Source organism: Paenibacillus sp. RS8 (assembly GCF_041956825.1).
Taxonomy (GTDB): Bacteria; Bacillota; Bacilli; order Paenibacillales; family Paenibacillaceae; genus Paenibacillus_AQ.
This window is the reverse complement of record NZ_CP168131.1, coordinates 4,537,866-4,559,240: the sequence shown is the minus strand read 5'-3', so window position 1 is coordinate 4,559,240 and position 21,375 is coordinate 4,537,866. Positions and strand designations below refer to the sequence as shown.

General features: G+C 42.3%; 18 protein-coding genes. 3 read left to right on the top strand and 15 right to left on the bottom strand.

The window, feature by feature from the left end:
• Positions 1-146 precede the first annotated feature (146 nt).
• Positions 147-1,316: a peptidylprolyl isomerase gene (locus ACDZ28_RS21490; RefSeq protein ID WP_375102715.1), complete on the top strand. Its 1,170-nt coding sequence runs from the start codon at positions 147-149 to the stop codon at positions 1,314-1,316.
• A 71-nt stretch (positions 1,317-1,387) separates the two neighbouring features.
• Here the strand turns inward: ACDZ28_RS21490 and ACDZ28_RS21485 are convergent, their stop codons facing one another.
• Together ACDZ28_RS21485 and ACDZ28_RS21480 are read right to left on the bottom strand one after the other, a co-directional pair.
• Entirely contained in the window at positions 1,388-1,582 is a 195-nt protein-coding gene (locus ACDZ28_RS21485) for a hypothetical protein (protein ID WP_042126943.1), read from the bottom strand.
• A gap of 71 nt (positions 1,583-1,653) precedes the next feature.
• Positions 1,654-2,253: a nitroreductase family protein gene (locus ACDZ28_RS21480; protein WP_042126941.1), complete on the bottom strand. Its 600-nt coding sequence runs from the start codon at positions 2,251-2,253 to the stop codon at positions 1,654-1,656.
• Positions 2,254-2,460: 207 nt separating this feature from the next.
• Here ACDZ28_RS21480 and ACDZ28_RS21475 point away from each other — a divergent pair, with 207 nt between their 5' ends.
• The gene (locus tag ACDZ28_RS21475; RefSeq protein WP_375102714.1) at positions 2,461-3,876 is read left to right on the top strand and encodes a metallophosphoesterase; all 1,416 of its coding nucleotides are present in this window, start codon (positions 2,461-2,463) and stop codon (positions 3,874-3,876) included.
• 103 nt (positions 3,877-3,979) lie between these two features.
• Here the strand turns inward: ACDZ28_RS21475 and ACDZ28_RS21470 are convergent, their stop codons facing one another.
• Both ACDZ28_RS21470 and ACDZ28_RS21465 read right to left on the bottom strand, forming a co-directional pair.
• On the bottom strand, positions 3,980-5,500 hold the full coding sequence (locus tag ACDZ28_RS21470; protein WP_052414575.1) for a copper amine oxidase N-terminal domain-containing protein: 1,521 nt from the start codon (positions 5,498-5,500) through the stop codon (positions 3,980-3,982).
• Positions 5,501-5,594: 94 nt separating this feature from the next.
• Positions 5,595-6,557, bottom strand: a complete 963-nt coding sequence (locus ACDZ28_RS21465) for a TraX family protein (RefSeq protein WP_375102713.1) — start codon at positions 6,555-6,557, stop codon at positions 5,595-5,597.
• Positions 6,558-6,736: 179 nt separating this feature from the next.
• On the opposite strand from ACDZ28_RS21465, the gene thrS reads away from it, so the two are divergent.
• The gene (thrS, locus tag ACDZ28_RS21460; RefSeq protein WP_375102712.1) at positions 6,737-8,650 is read left to right on the top strand and encodes a threonine--tRNA ligase; all 1,914 of its coding nucleotides are present in this window, start codon (positions 6,737-6,739) and stop codon (positions 8,648-8,650) included.
• 98 nt (positions 8,651-8,748) lie between these two features.
• Here the strand turns inward: thrS and ACDZ28_RS21455 are convergent, their stop codons facing one another.
• The 11 genes from ACDZ28_RS21455 to ACDZ28_RS21405 all read right to left on the bottom strand — a co-directional run bounded on the left by ACDZ28_RS21455 (position 8,749) and on the right by ACDZ28_RS21405 (position 21,361).
• Entirely contained in the window at positions 8,749-9,738 is a 990-nt protein-coding gene (locus ACDZ28_RS21455) for an aldose 1-epimerase (RefSeq protein WP_042126935.1), read from the bottom strand.
• Between the two features lie 85 nt (positions 9,739-9,823).
• Complete coding sequence (locus tag ACDZ28_RS21450; protein WP_042126933.1) at positions 9,824-10,540, bottom strand: MgtC/SapB family protein; 717 nt, start codon at positions 10,538-10,540, stop codon at positions 9,824-9,826.
• A gap of 181 nt (positions 10,541-10,721) precedes the next feature.
• A complete protein-coding gene (locus ACDZ28_RS21445) occupies positions 10,722-11,513 on the bottom strand; it encodes an SDR family NAD(P)-dependent oxidoreductase (RefSeq protein ID WP_042126931.1) in 792 nt (263 codons plus the stop codon).
• A 113-nt stretch (positions 11,514-11,626) separates the two neighbouring features.
• On the bottom strand, positions 11,627-12,739 hold the full coding sequence (locus tag ACDZ28_RS21440; protein ID WP_375102711.1) for a rhamnogalacturonan acetylesterase: 1,113 nt from the start codon (positions 12,737-12,739) through the stop codon (positions 11,627-11,629).
• A gap of 30 nt (positions 12,740-12,769) precedes the next feature.
• Positions 12,770-13,609, bottom strand: coding sequence for a carbohydrate ABC transporter permease (locus ACDZ28_RS21435; RefSeq protein WP_375102710.1), 840 nt, complete (start codon positions 13,607-13,609; stop codon positions 12,770-12,772).
• Between the two features lie 3 nt (positions 13,610-13,612).
• Positions 13,613-14,533, bottom strand: a complete 921-nt coding sequence (locus tag ACDZ28_RS21430; protein WP_042132108.1) for a carbohydrate ABC transporter permease — start codon at positions 14,531-14,533, stop codon at positions 13,613-13,615.
• A 140-nt stretch (positions 14,534-14,673) separates the two neighbouring features.
• Entirely contained in the window at positions 14,674-16,011 is a 1,338-nt protein-coding gene (locus tag ACDZ28_RS21425; protein WP_375102709.1) for an extracellular solute-binding protein, read from the bottom strand.
• Positions 16,012-16,131: 120 nt separating this feature from the next.
• Positions 16,132-17,700, bottom strand: coding sequence for a response regulator (locus ACDZ28_RS21420; protein WP_375102708.1), 1,569 nt, complete (start codon positions 17,698-17,700; stop codon positions 16,132-16,134).
• A complete protein-coding gene (locus ACDZ28_RS21415; protein ID WP_375102707.1) occupies positions 17,693-19,468 on the bottom strand; it encodes a sensor histidine kinase in 1,776 nt (591 codons plus the stop codon). The genes ACDZ28_RS21420 and ACDZ28_RS21415 overlap by 8 nt, the downstream gene beginning before the upstream one ends.
• A gap of 182 nt (positions 19,469-19,650) precedes the next feature.
• Positions 19,651-20,445, bottom strand: coding sequence for an ABC transporter ATP-binding protein (locus tag ACDZ28_RS21410; protein ID WP_042126919.1), 795 nt, complete (start codon positions 20,443-20,445; stop codon positions 19,651-19,653).
• The gene (locus ACDZ28_RS21405) at positions 20,438-21,361 is read right to left on the bottom strand and encodes an ABC transporter permease (protein ID WP_042126916.1); all 924 of its coding nucleotides are present in this window, start codon (positions 21,359-21,361) and stop codon (positions 20,438-20,440) included. Before ACDZ28_RS21405 ends, ACDZ28_RS21410 begins: the two co-directional genes overlap by 8 nt.
• Between the last annotated feature and the right edge of the window lie 14 nt (positions 21,362-21,375).

The following is a 21,375-nucleotide window of genomic DNA, read 5'->3' as shown; positions in this document are numbered from 1 at the left end:
GCCAATTCCGGCTTTTTGCTTTTTATTAATAGAAACTTAAAAAGATCCTATCTTTTTTTATACTTTCTTAAGGTTTAGGATCTGGATTTCTGTTAAAGTTGTTAATAGACAAGCAACACCTATATTGAAGGGAGTCATTACTCATAATGGACAAAAAAGATCTGAATGGAAATGAGAACTTAGAAAACAACGGTACTACGGAGGAAGAGTTGAACACTTCCGAGAATACCAATGAAGTAAATGAAGTGGAGGTCGTAGCTGCTGAAGAACCTGTGAATACAGTAAAACAAGAAAGTATTCCGGTAATGAACAAAGTCGGCAGTAACAACAATACAACCCCACCTGCTCCACCAGCTTCTCCTAAAGGTAACAAGGGCTGGATGATTGCCTCGGTGGTTCTGGCTGCGGCACTTATCATTGTACTGATTAAGCCTCCGTTCCAAAAGGACGACAGCAACACAGCTGTTGCTACCGTTAACGGAACTAACATTACTAAAGAACAACTTTATGATAAATTGATCGAAGCTGGTGGAGAAAGCACGCTGCAAGCTATGATTACTACAGAACTCGTTGATCAAGAAGCTAAAAAAGCTAACGTAACCGTTACTGATGAAGACATCAATGCTGAATTAGAAGATCTTAAAGCTCAATTCGGCGGAGAAGCTGCATTTAATGCTGCATTGCAACAAAGCTCAATGACCGTTGATGACTTGAAGAAACAAATGCCACTGCAAGTTAAACTGCGTAAGATTCTTGAGCCGCAAGTAACTGTAACCGCTGAAGAAATCAAGGAATATTATGATGCAAATAAAGCTTCTTTTAACGAAGAAGAACAAGTTCGCGCTTCCCACATTCTCGTTGAGACTAAAGAAGAAGCTGATGCAATTCTGAAGCAATTGAAAGATGGAGCAGATTTCGCTGAACTAGCCAAAGAAAAATCTTCGGACACTGGTTCAAAAGATAATGGCGGAGATCTAGACTTCTTCAAACGTGGAGATATGGTAGCTGAATTCTCTGATGTAGCATTTAAGCTTAAAGTCGGGGAAACAAGTGATGCTGTGAAATCCGATTATGGTTATCACATCATTAAAGTAACCGACCACAAAGATGCTAAAAACTACACCTTGGAAGAAAAGAAAGATGAAATCAAAAAGACGCTTGTGTCTCAAAAGGTTTCCACCCTTTCCACTTCTTGGTTGTCAGATACAACTGCAAAAGCTAAAATCACAAATTCACTTACGGATGCCAAAAAAGAAGCAACAGCTTCTCCTGAACCATCTGCAAGCGCAGAAGCAGGAACTGAATCCGCTAAATAATACGACAGTAAAAAGCAGGACAAGCGTTATAAGACGCTGTCCTGCTTTTTTTGTACCAATTTCCGAACTGATTAGTGTCCTTTTTTTCGAATCTGCTTATCACGGTTCTCTCCCCACTCTTTCGCTTGCGAGGTAGCAATAGAGATCGCCCTTCCCTCTTCATATCCATCTTCTAGCAGTGCATTAGCAATATCTATCGCTTTATTACGAACTGGTGCTGTGAAGTTCTTCAGTGAATCTGGATAATCATCTTTGTTCCACGGCATACAAAAACCTCCTTAACCTGCTATATACTTCACTTAGCCAGGTCAAGAAGGTTTTAAACACTCTTTTAAGCTTATTTAAAGACTTTAACGCGATCTTCAATCGGTTGGAATTGTTTCTCACCTGCTGGAGTTACTGTCTTACCAAACGGCAATTGTGCAATCAGCTTCCATTCTTGCGGGATGCCCCATGCTTCTTTCACTTCGTCATCAATCAGTGGGTTATAGTGCTGCAGGGATGCGCCTAAACCTACTTCAGAAAGTGCAGTCCATACTACGAATTGCAGAATGCCTGAAGATTGGTTGGACCAAACTGGGAAGTTCTCCGCATACAATGCAAAGTTTTCTTGAAGGTTCTTCACTACCGCTTGGTCTTCAAAGAACAATACGGAACCGTATCCTGCTTTGAAAGATGCTAGTTTTTGCGCTGTTCCTTCAAATTGTTCAGCTGGAACGATTTTGCGCAAAGTTTCTGTCGTGATATCCCATAATTTATCATGCTGTTCACCTAAAAGAACAACCGCTCTGGAGCTTTGGGAGTTGAATGATGTAGGGCTATGCAAAACCGCTTGTTCAACGATTTCAATAATTTGAGCATCTGTTACCGTGGATTCTTTGCTAATAGCATAAATAGAACGTCTTCCTTTAACCGCTTCTAGAAAATTGTTAGACATAAAATAACTACCTCCATTTATTTAAGTAACTTACTTTTGTACATCTTATCACCTTTTTTCTAAAAACACAACATTTATTCACAACTAATATTGTCGGATATAAAAGGCTCCCGGTAAGTAACATCTCCTCTTCACTTTTCCGATATACATAACTGCTGAAAATAAGCTACAATAGTGCAGCAAAAGTACAGAAGGAAGGTTATTTATATGAAATTCACAACAGATAAAGCGCTCATCCTACATAAAAAAACGGTCATATTCTCTTGTATGATGCTCCTTTGCCTTAGCTTGGCGCTTACTGGCTGTAAAGACACAAAATCGTCTAATTTAAATGCTGTAGAACTTGATCAGACTGAACTTAAACCTGTATCTTTCTGGGTAGCTACAGATACTCACTTTTTAGATAAGGATCTTCAGGACGGTGGTCAGGCTTTTCAGACCTATGTCACGGGCGGTGACGGGAAAATGCTGCCTTACAGTGATGAAATGGCTGAAGCTATGGTCTATGAAGCTGAACAGAAAAAGCCTGCGTTTATCATCCTCAGTGGTGATTTAACTAATAATGGGGAACGCAGCAGCCATCAAAAGTTAACCGAAAAGTTAAAACGAATTGAACAACAAGGAACCTCTGTTTATGTCATTCCTGGCAATCACGACATATTCAATCCTTGGGCTAGATCCTTCAGCGGCGATAAACAGCTCCTTACGGATTCAATTACGGACAAAGACTTCGTCAAAATGTATGCGGATTTCGGCTACAAAGAGGCTGTATCACGTGATAAGGAATCATTAAGCTATATCGTCGAGGCCGCCCCCAACTTATGGATTCTCATGATAGACAGCAGCCAATATCTTAATAATCTGAAATACGGATTCCCTCAGACGGATGGACGTATTGCTTCCTCTACTCTTTCATGGATGGACGAATCCGTTAAGCTTGCAGCCAAAGAACACGCTTCAGTGATTACGGTGATGCACCATAACTTACTTAGCCATACTTCTATGTCTGTTTCAGGATTTAAGCTTAATAACAGTCAGGAAGCTATACAATCCCTACGGAAGAATGGGCTGAATCTAGTCCTTTCAGGACATATTCATATGCAGGACATTCAAGTAGATCCAGCAGACACGAATCAAGACACAGAATCCACTGAACAAATGCCAATCTTTGATATCGCTACGAGTGCAATGGCCGTCAATCCACATCAATATGGTGCCATGACCTTCGATCCCGTCACGCGGGCCGTAAATTATAAAACAGCAGCCTTAAACGTTGAAGGTTGGGCTGAAGCTAACCAGATTACAGATCACAATCTCTTAAACTTCAAAGCATATGCCGAAGAAGCCTTTGCTTCTAACTCCTATGACAAAGCTATGGATAGTCTTAAGGAAAGTCCTTTAACAGAAGCTGAAAAAGAATCCATGGCGAAGGTAATGTCCATGTTGAATGTACGATACTTCGCAGGAACTGCGGGTACATTCGCTAAAGATATTAAAGCGTTGCCGGGCTACAGGCTTTGGGAGGGACAGCAGGACGGTTTCTTGGGAGGTTATGTTCAAAGTATGGCTGAAGAAAAAGCGTTAAGTAATGTCGACTTAGAGGTGGTTTTAACGAAGCAATAAAAGAATGGCATATTCTATAAGGAAAAACCCAGCTCCCACTCGCATTTCTGCGAAATAAGAAGCTGGGTTTGGATGTGTTATTTGATTGATGAAGATCGAACAACTATTTCCGAGTAATAGTAATCCAACCCTCATCATCTACATACACAGAAGCATGAAGTGCTTCAGCAAGCACACGCAGTGATACATAGGCATCACCATATTCGTCAACAAATACAGGCTCAGCAAGCTTCACTTTTTCACCGTTAATTACTGCTTCGGAAGAACCGATTTTGAATACCAGCTTATCACCGTACACACCATCCGTTACGATAATGGCACGATTGACTGTATCCCATTCCACAGTAGCATCTAAATCTTCTGCCAGGTATCGCAGTGGAATGTAGGTCGTATAATTGTCTACGATCGGATAATAATATTCGTCGTCAGGCTCGATGACAATCGTTCTCTTGGTGATACCAAGATCGTCTTTCAATATACGATAAACGTTAGAATTCGGGTCGAAATTGTTCAAAGTCTCTGCAGGCGTTAAACTACCGGAAGAAACATCAAGTGCCCCTTTTGTACTGATTGGATCTGCGGTTACAGCACCACCAATGTTCCAAACCTGACTGGAAGCCTTAAGGGAGAAACTCTTTAACGGCATATCTTCAGTACCTGGAAGTGCCACTTTCAGATCAACATTCTGTTTACGAACATGTAGACTGCTATCAACAAAAATGTCGACAGCAAGCTTCGTATCCTTACTCAGCACTGTCTTAAGCTCAGGGGTGGATTTGTAAAGACTATCCAGTTGATTGTCATATACCAGAAGTACCGCATCGACAGCCAATTTTGCTGCATCATGAAGTACGGTAACTACTGCTTCTTTATCATCTAAAGGGATATCTCCAAAACCAAGATTCCGCAAATCACCGGAGCCTTTTTCGTCCATAGCTTTGATCACTGGGTACAGATAGTCGTACAGACCACCAACCAATTCTGTAAAGCCTTCAGTATCTTTAGAGATCGATTTCAGGAATCCTTTTAACAAAGCTGGAAGCTCATCACCCGTCACTTCGGTATGTAACTTCGTCATATTCACTTGCTGACCATACACAGCCTCACTAACTGGTGTTACGCTAATTGCGCTTGGATTCGGAAGATTCTTCACCACAAACTTCGTTAGCAGCTTACTAAGATCCTCAGCTTTAGTCAGATCCAAACCGACTTCAGCAAAAACCTCATCATAGCCTTGAATTGGGAAGTAAAACGGTTGTTTTGCTCCTTCAACAGTAAAGACTAAAGTTTGTTTGTCCATAAACAATGCGAAAGGAATATTCAATTGTTTATAGCCGATCGTTCCATTTGCAGATACATTACCATTCTCTTGTAACTTTGCATTACTGATACTCACGGAAAAAGAATTTATGAGATCGACCATTTCCTTATCTTCTGCGCTAATTCCTTCTGAAGGCTCAGCGTTCATAGAAAACGTCATGCTGGATTCTGATGATTTAACATCGACATCCCCGATCAATGCCTTATTAACATCGAAACCTCCAACCGATTGACAACCGGCCAGAACAAGCAGCAGTGCGACAAAAGGAATAAACCATTTTGCCTTAGCTTTCATTCTCCTCATAGCAAGTCTCCTTTTTTAAGATTTTTTTGAAATCAATCCATTATCTCAGCAAAGGTAACATTTGTAAATCAAAGTATTAATTATTGTAAAAATACTATAAATTCAACAAACTTCGCCATTCAATAGAAAGCCAATCATTGTAAATCAGACCCTTGAATATGCCCAAAATCAATAAATGTGCTGGATAAAAAGACCACCACACCCAGCGTGGCACCCGGTGACGCTCTAAATATTCCCATAGTGCAGGCGTCAAAGCAATCAACAGCGTAGGTATAATACTAAGCATTTGCACTGTCCAAAAATTATAGAACATATAGAATACATTCAGTGCTAAATGAGCTCCGACAAGCCAGTATGACTTCGTATAACGGAAGATTAATACTAATAGGAGACCATACGCATTATAGTCTATAGGGAAATAATCCATTAACGCGATAGCCCCAATGACAACAGGTATACCAAGCCATAGAGTGGGAAGCTTATCCAAAATAACCAAAACGATTGCCGATAACAGAAGTGTAAATACAACATTCCATCCGCCAGGATTAATTGCAAAATTGTATGGAATCTGAGCAATAATAGCGATTATGAGCAGTCGGAACAAATATTTTGGTCTGGATGAAGTATGGATATGTCCCTGCACAAGTCCGTAACAGTAAATGGGAAAGGCTATTCTCCCTACATATCTCCAAGCAATATCCTCTGGAAAAAAGATATAGCCAATATGGTCGATTAGCATAGTCAGCATAGCGAGAATCTGCATATCAAACCTCCTTAAATGGGTTGATATCATACTTTCGCCAATGAGTACTTCATCTCCTTTGCCAATACACAAATGGTGACCATAAATAAAAAGATCCTCTACTTCTGGGTTTTTCCCTCTTGACTTTATGGTGTGCAATTGAGTACTATGAACGAGCAACATCATATGGCAATGATCAAAGACATGATTTCCTATACGAACTGTCCAGAGAGAGAGGTCCAGGCTGAAAGCTTCTCCAGTAAACGATTGTGAAGTTACCCCTTTGTAGCTGTGGCGCTGAATCCGTTGATCCAAATTTCGCGGTAGTATGTGACACCGATTTATCCCCGATATCGGATACCAATGAGGTCCTATCCTTGTGATAGGTCGAATTAGGGTGGAACCACGAGCTGAACGCACTCGTCCCTTTCTGGGAGAGATGCGTTTTTTTGCGTTCACCACTAACAATTTTTGAGAAATGGAGGCTAACAATCATGGAGATCAAGGTAACACTGCAAAACGGAACAATTAGAGAGGTACTGCAAGGAACGACGATTAAAGAAGCAGCAGGTGCCATAAGTACCAGTCTGAAAAAAAGTGCTGTAGCTGGAAAAATTGATGGCAGATCCGTTGACTTAAACCAACCGATCGAACATGATTGCCAGCTCGAAATTGTTACGTTGGATAGCAAAGACGGCCTGGAAATTTATAGACACAGTACAGCACATATCATGGCACAAGCCATAAAACGTATATATGGAGATAAGGGTGTCCGGCTTGGCATAGGACCAGTAATCGAAGACGGCTTCTATTATGACATTGATATTGAGTCACCTTTATCCACGGATGACCTTGTTGCAATCGAACAAGAGATGGCGAGAATTATTCAAGAGAATCACCCGATCGTCCGCCGTGTCGTTTCACGCACAGAAGCAATCAAGCTTTTTGAAGAGATGAATGAGCCCTTAAAGCTGGAGCTTATTCGTGATCTGCCGGAAGACACAGTATTATCTATTTATGATCAAGGTGAATTCTCGGATCTATGCCGAGGTCCACATCTTCCCTCTACTGGTTTGGTCAAATCCTTTAAGCTGTTAAATGTAGCTGGAGCCTACTGGCGTGGAGATTCCAATAATAAAATGCTGCAACGCATTTACGGAACTGCTTTTCCTAAGAAAGCTCAGCTTGAAGACCACTTGCTCTTTCTTGAAGAAGCTAAAAAACGTGATCATCGTAAGCTCGGCAAGGAACTGGAATTGTTCATGTTCTCTGAAGAAGCACCAGGTATGCCCTTCTATCTTCCCAAGGGAATGACAATCCGTACAGAGCTTGAAAACTTTGCCCGTGAATTACAAAGACAGAGAGAGTACGATGAAGTTCGTACACCGCTGATGATGAACAATCGGCTTTGGGAACAATCCGGGCACTGGGATCACTACAAAGACAATATGTACTTCACAAATGTAGACGAAACAACATTTGCCCTTAAACCGATGAACTGCCCGGGACATATGTTGATCTACAAAAATAATCTGCATTCCTACCGAGAGCTGCCTATCCGTATTGCGGAATTCGGTCAAGTACATCGCCACGAATATTCTGGCGCACTTAACGGGATGATGAGAGTTCGTACTTTCTGTCAGGATGATGCCCACCTCTTCGTTTTACCAGAGCAAATTGAGGATGAAATAAGCCGGGTAATCTCACTGATTGACCATATTTATGGAGTGTTTGGCTTTGAGTATAGAATTGAATTATCGACTCGTCCGGCAGATTATATGGGATCTGAAGAATTATGGGATCAGGCTGAACAATCTCTGCAAAATGTATTAAACAATCTCGGGATCGAGTATCGTGTGAATGAAGGTGATGGCGCGTTCTACGGACCTAAGATTGATTTTCATATCTTAGATGCGCTAAAACGAAGCTGGCAATGTGGGACCATCCAACTAGATTGGCAAATGCCAGAGAAATTCGATCTTACTTACATCGGGGAAGATAATCTTAAGCACCGCCCGGTCGTAATTCATCGCGCTGTTTATGGGTCGATTGATCGTTTTATGGGGATTATTACGGAGCATTATGCAGGAGCATTCCCGCTATGGCTGGCACCGGTTCAAGCGAAGTTATTGCCCGTCTCTGAGAACTACGTTGATTATGCATTTCAGGTGAAACAATCTTTAGAACAAGCTGGGATTCGTGTAGAGGTTGATATCCGAAATGAGAAGCTAGGATACAAAATTCGTGAAGCTCAGCTGGAAAAAGCTCCTTACATGCTCGTACTTGGTGAGAATGAGAAGAACTCTGGCAATGTATCCGTAAGAAAACGCGGCGAAGGAGATCTTGGCTCCAAGAGTATACTAGATATTATCGAGCAGATTAATGAAGAAATAGCTAGCAAAAAATAAAGTCCAGCTCCTAATTCAAAGGTTAAAGGGCAGTCTATTCGTAGAAAACTACGATTAGACTGCCCTTTCTTTATCACATCTGATGATTCACGATTATCCTATTTCACATACAGACGACTGCTTTCTTCCCAATATTCGCCTGGTTTGAGGCTGAACAAGCCGATCTCATCTGCTGGCAGATCTACCATTGGCGCATTCACCAGGTTGATTTGCGGTTCAGGGCAGAAGAACTGTTCAGAAGCACCATTATTCCAGATCATCCACTGCTTGTACGAAGTCCCTACATCATAAACTAAAGTTACACCAGCTTTGCTGTCCGTAAGCTCCATCCGGTTACGCCCGTTCTGAGCAACAGCCGTGTAATGGTTGTCCATCGAAGCAAAATAAGGATTCACACCTTCATCACGAAGCTGAGTTTCTCCCGGCTCCAGCTCTTGGAATTTACCAGTCGGAAGCATACGGTCATTCAGTTCCCAGCGATTACCGATGGTAGCTTTTACAAGATAATCTTGTGGAGTGCTACCCGGTGCGAATGGTGCATTAATTGCGGTATGGAATGCCAGCAAGCAAGGCATCACATCATCACCATCATTGTGCACTTGCACCTGTTGAGATAAGCCACCTTCACCAAGGGTATAACGTAGTTTCATTGTGTATTTAAACGGCAAATATTGATAAGAAGGATGATTCTCATCCACTTTGATGAATACGGTTACGAAGCTTTCCGTCTTCCCGCTACCAAACTCTTCCACTTCCCAAGCTGCCGTATGTAAAAATCCGTGTAAATGGTTGCCCGTTGCGACTTCATTTACTGGGAGTTGATAAGTTTGACCATTCCATGGAAATTTACCATCTTCATAACGATTCGGAGGAAATAATACAGGAATACCATGGATGCCTGGACTTGCCTTGAAGGCTTCCATTTCCTCTGCGCCCGGTTCATGCAAGAACCGGTAACCGTTTTCGGTATCTCGGAAACAGATCAAATTGCCGCCGATACCTGGTAGTATAGCTGCCTCATAACGGCCAGCTTTCAACCAGATGGCTGCTTCTCCTTCATATTGCCCTTCATATGCTGTGATAGACATAATAATGTGTTCTCCCTTCCAGTGTCTGATAATTGTCTCTACTTGATAGATTACCACATCTGGTCATGACGTGACATGTCCTTTTTTACAGCTGTTCCACTTCAACGCTCATGACATGATCAATTTTCTTCACATCATAATAGATCTCTGTTGCATAATCTTTATCCGGTGCTGAAATCACCATATCGATCATTTGTCTTCCATCTTCCAAATCCTTAATTTTCATTCTGCGGATTGCCCGAGATGGACTTCTAGTACTTCGTTGAGTACTAACTTGAGGCCGCTCGATTTTTTGGATCACTTCAGTAAGCACAAAATTGGCTTCCATGATGATTCTAACCGAAACTTCGTGCTTATTAAGTACTTCAGGACCAATGGAGCGAATTAAATGAGGAACCAAATTCACCGCAAACATCAGAAGAATAACCGCATAGGCTGCTTCAATATAGAAGCCTGCGCCCACAGCTATACCAATTCCAGAAGCTGTCCAGATAAGTGCTGCCGAAGTGAGACCTGATATCGCATCTCCGCCTCTTCGTAATATAACACCAGCACCCAAGAACCCTATCCCACTGACAATCTGTGCAGCCAGTCGCATCGGATCCATATTCGGATGCTCTGGTCCTGCAAACTTATCAAAGGCATGAATAGACACTACTGTTACAAGACAAGAGGCGATGCTTATGACCATACTGGTCCGAATCCCCAGCGGTTTCTGCTTGATCTGTCGGTCAATCCCGATGAACAGCCCGAACAGCATGGCCACTAATAGCTTAATTAATGATTCAATATGAAAATCCATCGTTTATTCTCCTTTCCCAGAGATACTCCATTATAACGGAAAACAGAGATAATGATTAGCTTTATTTTACATCAAAAAAACGGCATTCTTATCCTCAATGTATATGCGCTCAAGATCAATTTGATCCCGCATAACAAAGAGGATAGAATCCGTTTTAATGGAAGAGATGATTTACGAAAATTTAACCATGGAGCAACGATTCTGCACCGTCACAATAGATCTCAGTTCCTGTAATATGATCTGAATCCTCGGATGCCAGAAATAGTGCCAGCTTTGCAACTTGATCAGGACGCCCAGGTCCTTCCTCCAGCGGTTGATCCCCCTCTGGAAATTCAACAGGGATCTTTACCTCTTTGAGATCTTCAGATGGAAAAGTGTTGTCATCTATATTGGTTTTTATAGCCCCGGGACAGATCGCATTTACGCGAATTTGAAATTGTGCCAGCTCTAATGCTGCCATTTTCATAAAAGCAACCTGGCCTGCCTTTGTCGTACTGTATGCGGAAAAACCGACGTTGGAAAATACACGGTTTCCGTTAATGGAGCTGTTAATCAGGATGCTGCCCCCGCTATCTTTTAGATGCGGTATCGCATATTTAACAGTCGCGAAGGTTCCACGCAAATTAATATGAATGGTCTGATCCCAAGATTCAATATCCATCGTTTCAATGGGCGTCATGGCTCCATTGATCCCTGCGTTAGCAAAAACAATATCAAGACGCCCCCATTTCGCGGCAGCCTTGTTTATTGCTGCTTCCACTTGCGGGGGTTCAGCAACGTCGCATTCTATTACGAGGGCTTCTCCGCCTTCTTTCTCAACTTGTTTTCTAACCTTTTCTGCGTTCTCAACCGTTCTATCTAGTAATACAACCTTGGCCCCGTTTCGGGCGAACTCAAGCACGGTCGCTCGTCCAATACCGGAACCTCCTCCTGTTACAATTGCTACCTTGCCTTCCAGCTTCTTATCTGCCATGTCTAAATATCCTCCTTCTTGTCATGCAAGCCTTACAGTTAAGTTCTTTCCCTAACCTTAACCTCGCATACAGAAGTTGAATCGACAGATATTTACTTTTCCTAAGGGCGTGTCTATTCTCCCTGCCGAAGATGAATCATGAGATCATTTAATCCGGCTTCACGAATACCTTCAATAATGAGTTCAGCTAGAAGTCTTGCACCTAGAATCTGAAAATGCGTATTGTCCTGTACGCCAACTGGATGCAAGATATATTCTCCGGGATAACTCCACATGAACAGATCCTTCGTTCCTTCCACTCCATAGGTTTCAAAAAGCTTACGACTCTTCTCTGCCAAATCGATCAGAGGGATCTGCTCAGTCTCTGAGAGCTCCCGCATAGCTACTAAATAGTCCCCATGGGTGTCTAAGATTGCTTCATTAATATCAAATCTCCGCCTATGTACAGCGGTCACCAATACCGGGTAGGCTCCCGCTTCCCTAGCAACTGTAATCATCCTTAGCAAATACTCTTTATATGTAGTAAAGGGGTCGGTGTGTCTTAGATCATCACCCTTGGAATCGTTATGTCCAAATTGAATGAACATATAATCTCTAGGTCTGATAGCTGCGGCAAGATTATCCAAATGCCCTTCCTCAATAAAGCTCTTGGAGCTACGTCCAGAAATAGCCCGATTATCCACAACAAGTCCTGCTTTGAAGCAGCGTGGCAGTAACTGCCCCCAGCCAGCATAAGGATAACCTGCTTCTCCTTGATCGGTTACCGTAGAATCACCGGCCAAATATAAGACGAGTGGTTCGTTATCAGGCTCAATGTCCATTGCATTTATTCGGGGTGCAGCACCCGAGAACGTGAGCTTTAGCTGACCACCCATGATTCGCATCGCAAATGATTCTCGTACATATTGACCTGCCGGGACGTTCAAAGTATCTAATACGTACTTACCATCACCTGCTCGAATTACTGTACTGGTATCTGCTAAAGCGTCACCGAGTAACAAAGAAATGCGGTAAATCCCATCAGGAATATCCAATAGGAGGACAGCTCTCTGCGGAATGCAGAAATCACTTCGTAATGTATCTGACCCTCCTCTGGAACGTCCGAATACTGTCGAGTCTGAAGTAAACCCAAATCTCGTCTCCGGAGAGTACCTTGTATCCGGCCGAATTTTGGTGTAGCCAGGCTCTGTATCTTTAATCCCAAAGTCAAAATGATAGCTATCCAAATTCAGCCGCACCTTTCTTCATTAGAGATATTATCCTTTCAAACCACTGGTGCTGATTCCTTCAACAATCTGCTTTTCGAAGATAAAGAAAATAATCATGACAGGTGCCAAGCTAAGAACGGACATAGCGAACATAGGTCCCCAGTTGGACACGGACTCACTGTCGAGGAACATTTTTAGTCCCATAGAAACTGTATATTTAGATGGAGAGTTCAGGTACAACACTGGCCCAAGCAGGTCTTCCCAGCGCCAATAGAAGGAAAAAATCGCTGCAGTAGCCATAGATGGACGGATGAGTGGGAGAATGATTCTGAAGTATAGACCAAATTTCCCGCAACCATCAATCGTAGCCGCTTCGTCAAGTTCAACAGGAATTGTCCGAATAAACTGCAGCATTAGGAAAATAAAGAACGGAACTCCGAAGAACTGTGGAACCACGATCGGCTTGATACTATCGAGCCATTCCAATTTTGCATAAATAATATATTGCGGGACAAGCACTACATCTGAAGGAAGCATAAGCGTCATCATCATGATACCGAACCATAATCCATGCCCTACAAACTTATTACGTGCAAATCCGAAGGCTACCAGTGAAGAAGAAACCACCGCTCCTAGAGTGGCTACAACGACGATAATTAATGAATTCTTTATAAAGACACCAAAGGAGTATCCTGCAATCCCTTCCCAGCCTTTAGCATAATTCCCCCATACCCAAGGATCGGGAAGAAGCTGCTGAGCGGTAACAAATACAAGCCGGCTCTCTTTAAAAGAGCTCATGATCATCCACAAAATCGGATACAGCATAATGATAGCGAGGCCACCGATAAGAATGTGATACAGCGGCCATTTCAGTTTCATTTTCGCCATGGATTATTTTCCTCCTTCCGATTCGTAGAAGACCCACGATTTGGATGTCTTGAACAAAATTCCGGTCATGATGCCAACTAGCAACAACATTACCCACGCCATAGCCGAAGCATAACCCATGTTATTAAACATAAAGGCCTGACGGAATAGATATAGAGAATACAACATCGTACCGTCCATTGGTCCGCCTTCACCTTTAGAGATAATATAAGCTGGAACAAAGGTCATAAATGCACTGATCGTCTGCATGACTAGATTGAACAGAATAACTGAGCTTAAGAGGGGCATTGTAATCTTAAAAAACTTTCTGAAAAAACCTGCTCCATCTACACTAGCTGCCTCGTACATTTCACCAGGAATATTTTTTAGACCCGCCAGAAAAATCAACATGGATGAACCAAACTGCCACACGGATAAGGTGATCAACATAATAAGCGCAGCGCTCGGATTACCGAACCAGCTTACTGGACCAAGGCCGAAAAAACCGAGCATACCATTAATAATTCCAGTATCACTAAAAATATTACGCCACATGATGGATACCGCCACACTGCCACCTATAATAGAAGGTAAATAATAAGTTGTACGATAGGCTCCGATCATGCGCGATTTTGTATTTAGAATCATAGCCACAAATAATGCAAAGGTAAGACGTAAAGGCACACCAATAAATACATAAAGCAGCGTAACCTTAAGTGAATGTAAATATTTCGGGTCATTCGAGAACATTTTGATGTAGTTATCAAATCCGATCCATTTAGGTGGAGCGAATAAATTATATTTAGTAAAAGAAAGATAAAGAGAAATGATCATTGGAATCAGTGTGAAGCAAAGAAAACCAATGACGAACGGACTGATGAAGGCATATCCTGTAAGGTTGCTTCGCAAACTCCGGCCTGTTAGCTTCTTTTTCTTAAAAGCCAGCGGATTCGAAGGAAGGGGATTCGTGGATGCCAAGGGTCTCCAACTCCTTTTTAGAATAATAAGGGAAACGGACTGCCGCCTAACTAAATGGCATGCCGTTTCCCATTTTAGACGCAGTATAGTTATCTGTTACTTTACTACTACCGGCTGGAGAGAATGGCGTTCGCTTCTTTTCGGAACTGTGCTGCTGCAGCTGCTGGGTCAATTTTGCCGAAGTTCATTTGTTCAGCAAGGTCTGTAAGGAGTGCTACCACCTCTGGCGATCCCACTGGCGGACTCATTGGAGAAGTAGTAGGCTCCATGTCAGCAACGAACTTGAATACTTGTTTACCAGAATCCGTTAATTGTGAAGAAACAGATTCCTTAATCTTACTTGAAATTGGCACACCACGTTCACCTTTGATCAGGTTATTGGCTTCAGGATCATTAATCCAGAAATCAACGAACTTCGCTGCTTCTTCCTTCACTTTGGAATTAGAAGTAACCGACCAGTACATACTTGGCTGCATGTAAAGACCTTTTTCCATATCTGGACCAGGCATTTGTGCCAGCGCCATAGGACGATTTACAGCGATTTGCAAAGCAACATATTGGTTCGACCATTGCCATACACCGATACCTGTGCCTTTAACAATATCCGACTCTTCGATAACGCCTTTGTTTTGGCTCAGTTTGTCTTGGGTTGGAACCGCACCATCTTTAATTAAACCAGACAGCATTCCGAAAAAGTCAGTGAATAAAGCATCGTCCTCATATCCAAGCGCTGAACCATCATTGTTATATAACGCCAGCCCTTTTGTGCGAAGATAATAGTTGAAGAATACGTCAGCTGCCATGGAACCGTTGATGTATAGTCCAGCCGATTTAGCTTTCGCAGCAATTTCTTTGTATTGATCCCAAGTCCAGTTCTCTGGAATAGAATCCACTCCTGCCTTCTTTAGCAATTCTGGATCATATTGAAAACCAAGTACGTTAACACCTAGTGGAATTCCATATTGCTTCTCATTGATTACCCCGGTACTAAGTACGTTCTCATTCACATCGCCTACTTGTATCTGAGAGTTCAAATAAGGCTTCAAATCTTCGAGCTGTCCGTTAGATCCATATTGATTAATATAAGAAATATCCATTTGAACGATATCAGGAAGTCTATTTGCTGCTGCTTGCGGAGCAAGTTTTTTCCAGTAATCATCAAAGGACGCATATTCTGGTTCAATCGTTACATTCGGGTATTTGGCTTCATACATATCAATCACTTGTTGTGTATAGGAATGTCGTGTATCTCCACCCCACCAAGCAATACGCAGGGTTACAGGTTCTGCTGAGGTCGTAGCTGCAGGCTTCGTTTCCGAAGGAGCATTTGTAGCTGAGTCCGTAGCGGCAGCGCTGTTATTGTTGTTACCTCCACCACAACCCGCTAATATAGATGACAGCAACAATGGTACGGCTAGTAAAGCGAATCTCTTTTTCAAATTCATGTCCCCTTTTCCTATAATAGTGTAAAGGCTCTGATCCCTTTAGGTAGCGCTTTCATGGATAAATTTTCTCAAATATTTAGTGATTTATGAATACAAAAAACCGTCTTGTTTGTTCAATAATCAGTTCCCTTGTGAGGGTTTCATAAATTCAGTGGGTGTCTGCCCAGTTACTTTTTTGAACACTTGACTGAAATACTGTGCATTCCCACCAAAGCCGAACATTTCAGCGAGTTCAAATACTCTTACATCACCACTATGCAAAATGTGTTCCGATGCTTTAGTAATCCGGTAATTGGTAACGTAATTAGAGAACTTCTCCCCAGTGATTTTCTTAAATATTTTTCCAAGATAATCAGGATTCATATATAACATCTCAGCAGCGACTGAGCTAAGTGACAGCTCCGCATTCTTGTAATCATCCGCAATAATTTTGAACATTTTATCTACGATTAAGGATTGGCGACAGCGGAAATGACGATCGTACATCGCTGTCAGACGAACCGCCGCATCTTTTACATAGGCTTTAAGGCCGCCTAAAGTCCTGATCTCCGCTAATTCTGCCATACTTGAAGTAAAGTTATTTCTTTCTTCAGGGACGGCTAACCTTATCATCGCAGAATACAATTGCAAAACATAAGATCGCGTTACATTTATATCCACACGCTGTTCAGCAAGCAGGTTAAATAAGCGCTCTAATTCTAACTCTACTGCACTTTGCTCGCCCGCCTTAATCAGCAGACAGATTTGCTCTTCGTCTAGTTCGATATCATTTCTTCCGCTTAGTTCATCACTAGGTAGATCACTACCTGTGATCAGACCTCCCTCTTCCATATAAAAACAGTGGTTAAGGTACTGCAGGGTCTGACGATACAATCGCCGTGAATGTATCATGAAGTCCGCGTCACTAATCGCAATGGTTACATCCACTTTGTAAAACTTGTAGAACATTTTCCTTACTTCTGAAATTCGCTCAAGCATTGTACTATTCAGCGCGGTCTCTCCTTCGACTTCCATTAATATCAGAATAAATCCGCCGATCCTTGTACTAAGTAGCGTTTCTTGAAGCATATCCTGTGCAATATTTTGCAAAGCAAAAAGTTGTTCATATTCATAAGAACCTTCCAGTCTGAACAAGATCAAACGCACCATTTTGTCATTTAATTCGATACCTAGCAGCTCCTGATAGTACTCTAGATCTTGACTTCCGTATGTTTTGTTAGAGATCCATTCCTTCAAAAATTGTTCCTTCACATGTGGTAGAACTTTGGTAAACCGTTGTTTCATGTCATTTACAAAATCTGTCCGGCCCTTTAGTTCATCGAGCTCTGCTACCAGTTCAATTAGTGCATCATGAATTTGATTTTCGTTGCAAGGCTTTAGCAAGTAATGTTTCACGCCGTGCTGCATAGCGATACAGGCGTAGTCAAAATCCTTATACCCCGTCAACATAACGAACTTCAACTCAGGAAATCGTTCACTACATTTCTGTACCAAGCCTAGTCCATCCAAACCGGGCATAGAAATATCAGTGATCACTATGTCAGGACGAAGCTCCTCTATTTTCTCCAAGGCTTCTATCCCGTTTCGCGCCGTACCCACCAGCTCAGTTCCTGCCTGTGCCCAGTCTACTACCTGCGATATGCCTTCTAGTATCAACCGTTCATCATCAACCAGCAGTAACTTATACATTCTCTAGCACTCCTTTTAAATAAGGTATACGTACATGTATTATCGTTCCTTGGCCTGGCTTACTTTCAATCACTGTACCCCATTCTGAACCAAACACGATTTGAATACGCTCTGCGATGTTCGCTAACCCGATGCCTTCGCCACGTGTCTTGACTCTACCTTGCTGCAAATCTTTGATGAACTCCGCACTCATTCCCGGTCCATTATCACTAACACGAATATCAAGTCCATGCTCCTCCTCACTCACGGTTATAGAAATAGTACAGGGTTCAATATTAGGTTCTAATGCATATCGGATCGCATTCTCGATTAGTGGTTGAAGTGTCAGCTTCGGGATTAAAGCGTCATGTAAATGCTCAGGAAAATCCATCCGGAAATCAAGTCTATCGTCAAACCGTGTTTTTTGGATAATGACATAATTACGCACGATAGTAAGCTCTTTTTCAATCGTAATCAAAGGGTCTTTAAGACCGATCGAACTGCGGAACAAGTATCCAAGAGCCTCAACCATTTCAGAGATTTTCGCTTGCTTGTTCATCTTCGCTAACCAATTGATCGATTCAAGGGTATTGTATAAAAAATGCGGATTAATCTGTGCCTGCAGCGCTTTAAGCTCGGTCTCTCTAATAATGAGCTGCTTCGCGTAATTCTCATCGATGAGTTCTCTAATTCTGCGGATCATCATTTTAAAGGTACGGTTAAGCTGACTTACTTCGTCCTGCGCAGTTTGCGAAACTACACCTAGAGATTGTTCCTCCAGATTATCCAGATCTCCTTTTTCGATTTGTTTCATTTTTTTAGTCAGCTTTGAAATCGGACGAACAATACTTCGAGCTAATCGATAACCTAAGAGCAGTCCAATTAATAGTATGAGCGCAAAAATGATGACGACCAGTTTTTTAACAAAAGTAATATGTTTGAACATCTCATTGAATGGGGTGGCATTGATATACATCCATTCCATATAAGATGATTTAGTCTTCGTGATAAAATAAGTTCCTTCTTCATACTTGGCTGTCCGATAGAGCTCAGAACGTTCCGTTTCCTCTTTAAGCTCCGTTGGCAGTAATATTGGTGCTTGAGGATAAACCGCCAGCCCTGAAATCGCATCAACAACAATCAACTGATCGCCATCCGAAGTATTACTTGTGCTATCGGCTATAATGCGATCAATTCGAATACGGATAACTAACGTCCCTAGATCGGCCAGCGTAAAGGTTGACCCTGTATAAGATTTAATCTGCCGAACAGCCAAGAGTGAATTTTTATTTCCTTGGGGATACCACACTATGCTACCCCCAGCTTCCTTAGCCAGAGGTTTTAATTGATCCTGAAGATCCTGTGATACACCCTCACGATTTCCTGCGGTCATAGCACCGCCATTCGTATCCAACAGCATCATAGAATAGACATATTTCTCAGCTCCTGCAAAGGCAACTAACCTGTTAATGATCTTGTTATGTAGAACCTGTCTTTCATACGGCTGAGGATCATCCTGCAACTGACGAAGGCATTCCTGTATTTGCTCATCAGAGACCACGTTAAAAGAAAGTTGTTCCAACTCTCTTAAAGTACTTTCTATACTGATCGATGACATCCCCAGCACTTCGGATGCCTTTTCATAGATTTGCTTGTCATAAATTCGATAAACATACTGCAGCACGGTTAAAGAGAATAGAAAGGACAGCAGCAGTAAAAAGGAAATGATCAATATCATTTTATTAAAAATACCCGAACTTCTGTAAGCGCTGACATTCTTCCAAAACATAAGCATCCTCCAATTCACTCCAAACCCTTATTATGGGAAGTAATATTTATCATCACTCTATCCTATCATAAATGATATTGAAGCCTTTGGGAAAAATTGCAACAAAAAGGACTTAAAGTGAAATCCAAACTCAGACTTCACTTTAAGCCCTTATCATGAGCCAATGTCACATTTACAAAAGACTAACCAAGCACCATTCGATCATCTGCCAGTTTATGACCACTGATGGCCTCAAATTCTCCCAGTAAGCGTTCTACCGTAAGATCCTGTTTGCGTGTTTCGTCAATATCAAGGATAATACGTCCCTTATCCATCATGATAAGACGATTCCCAAGGCGAATTGCCTGCTCCATGTTATGGGTAACCATAAGTGTAGTCAGCTTCATCTCGCGGACGATTGACTCTGTCAGTTTAGTTATCAGCTCCGCACGTGACGGATCAAGTGCAGCTGTATGTTCATCTAGTAGCAAAATCTGCGGTTGGGTGAAGGTTGCCATTAGCAAACTCAGCGCTTGTCTTTCCCCGCCAGATAATAACCCCACCTTAGCCCGTAGACGGTTTTCCAATCCGATCCCGAGCCGGCTTAACTCCTCGCGAAACTTCGCCCGTCTCACTGTATTTACACCGAAGGATAATCCTCTGTTCTTTCCTCTTTTATATGCCATCGCTAAATTCTCTTCAATCGTCATCCGTGGAGCCGTACCTGCCATAGGGTCCTGGAAGACCCGTCCGATCCAGCGACTGCGCTGATACTCTGCTAAATGGCTTATAGAATTCCCTTCAATGCTAACTGAACCGAGATCCGGCTTCATTACACCAGAAATGATATTCATCAGTGTAGATTTACCTGCGCCGTTGCTGCCAATAATGGTGACAAAATCGCCGGGGCGAAGCTCCAAATCAATACCGAGCAGCGCAATCTTCTCATCCGGAGTGCCAGGATTGAACAGCTTAGATACGTTATCAAGCTTAAGCATCGATAGTGCCTCCTCTCTTGCTGCTAAGCGCTTGTTCAGCTAATTCCACTGAACGCTTGCGCGCTAAATTCTTCTGCTTCAAGAAACGCTGAATCGATGGGAATACAAGTGCGAAAATAACGATAATTGCTGTGATCAGTTTAAGATCCGAAGGTCTCAACCAAGGAACATACAAAGCAAGTGCAACTACGATTCGGTAAACAATAGATCCCAGAACAACTGCCAAAGTTGCACGGAACACATTTCCAGCCCCGAAAATAGCTTCACCTATGATTACCGAAGCTAAGCCGATAACAATCATCCCTATGCCCATTGAGGAATCCGCAAAAGTAGAATACTGAGTAATCAGCGCACCCGAGAGTGCCACCATTCCATTAGATAGACTGACACCGAGAATGGTTGTATTATCCGTGTTTACACCCAGACTGCGGATCATTCTTGCATTATCTCCGGTAGCCCTCAAAGCAAGCCCAAGATCTGTACGCAAGAATAAATCCATTAGGATTTTCACAAATAAAACAACAAAAGGAAGAACAAGAAGTGGATTAATGGACGAGAACAACGTAGTATCACCCATAAGTGACCAGTTAGGCTTACCGCCAAATATTCGCAAATTAATGGAATAAAGTGCAATCATCATTAGAATCCCGGATAACAATCCATTAATCTTGCCTTTCGTATGTAGTAGACCCGTACACATTCCTGCCAACATCCCACCAGCAATAGCAGCGAGTGTGGCCAACCACGGTGCATAGCCATTAGTAATCATAACAGCGGCAATGGCACCGCCTGTAGTAAAGCTACCATCCACAGTCAAATCAGGAAAATCCAAAATGCGAAAAGTAATATATACCCCTAAAGCCATAAATGCGTAAAGCAGACCCATTTCCACGGCCCCAAGCATTGAATCATACATAGAAGTTTTCCTCC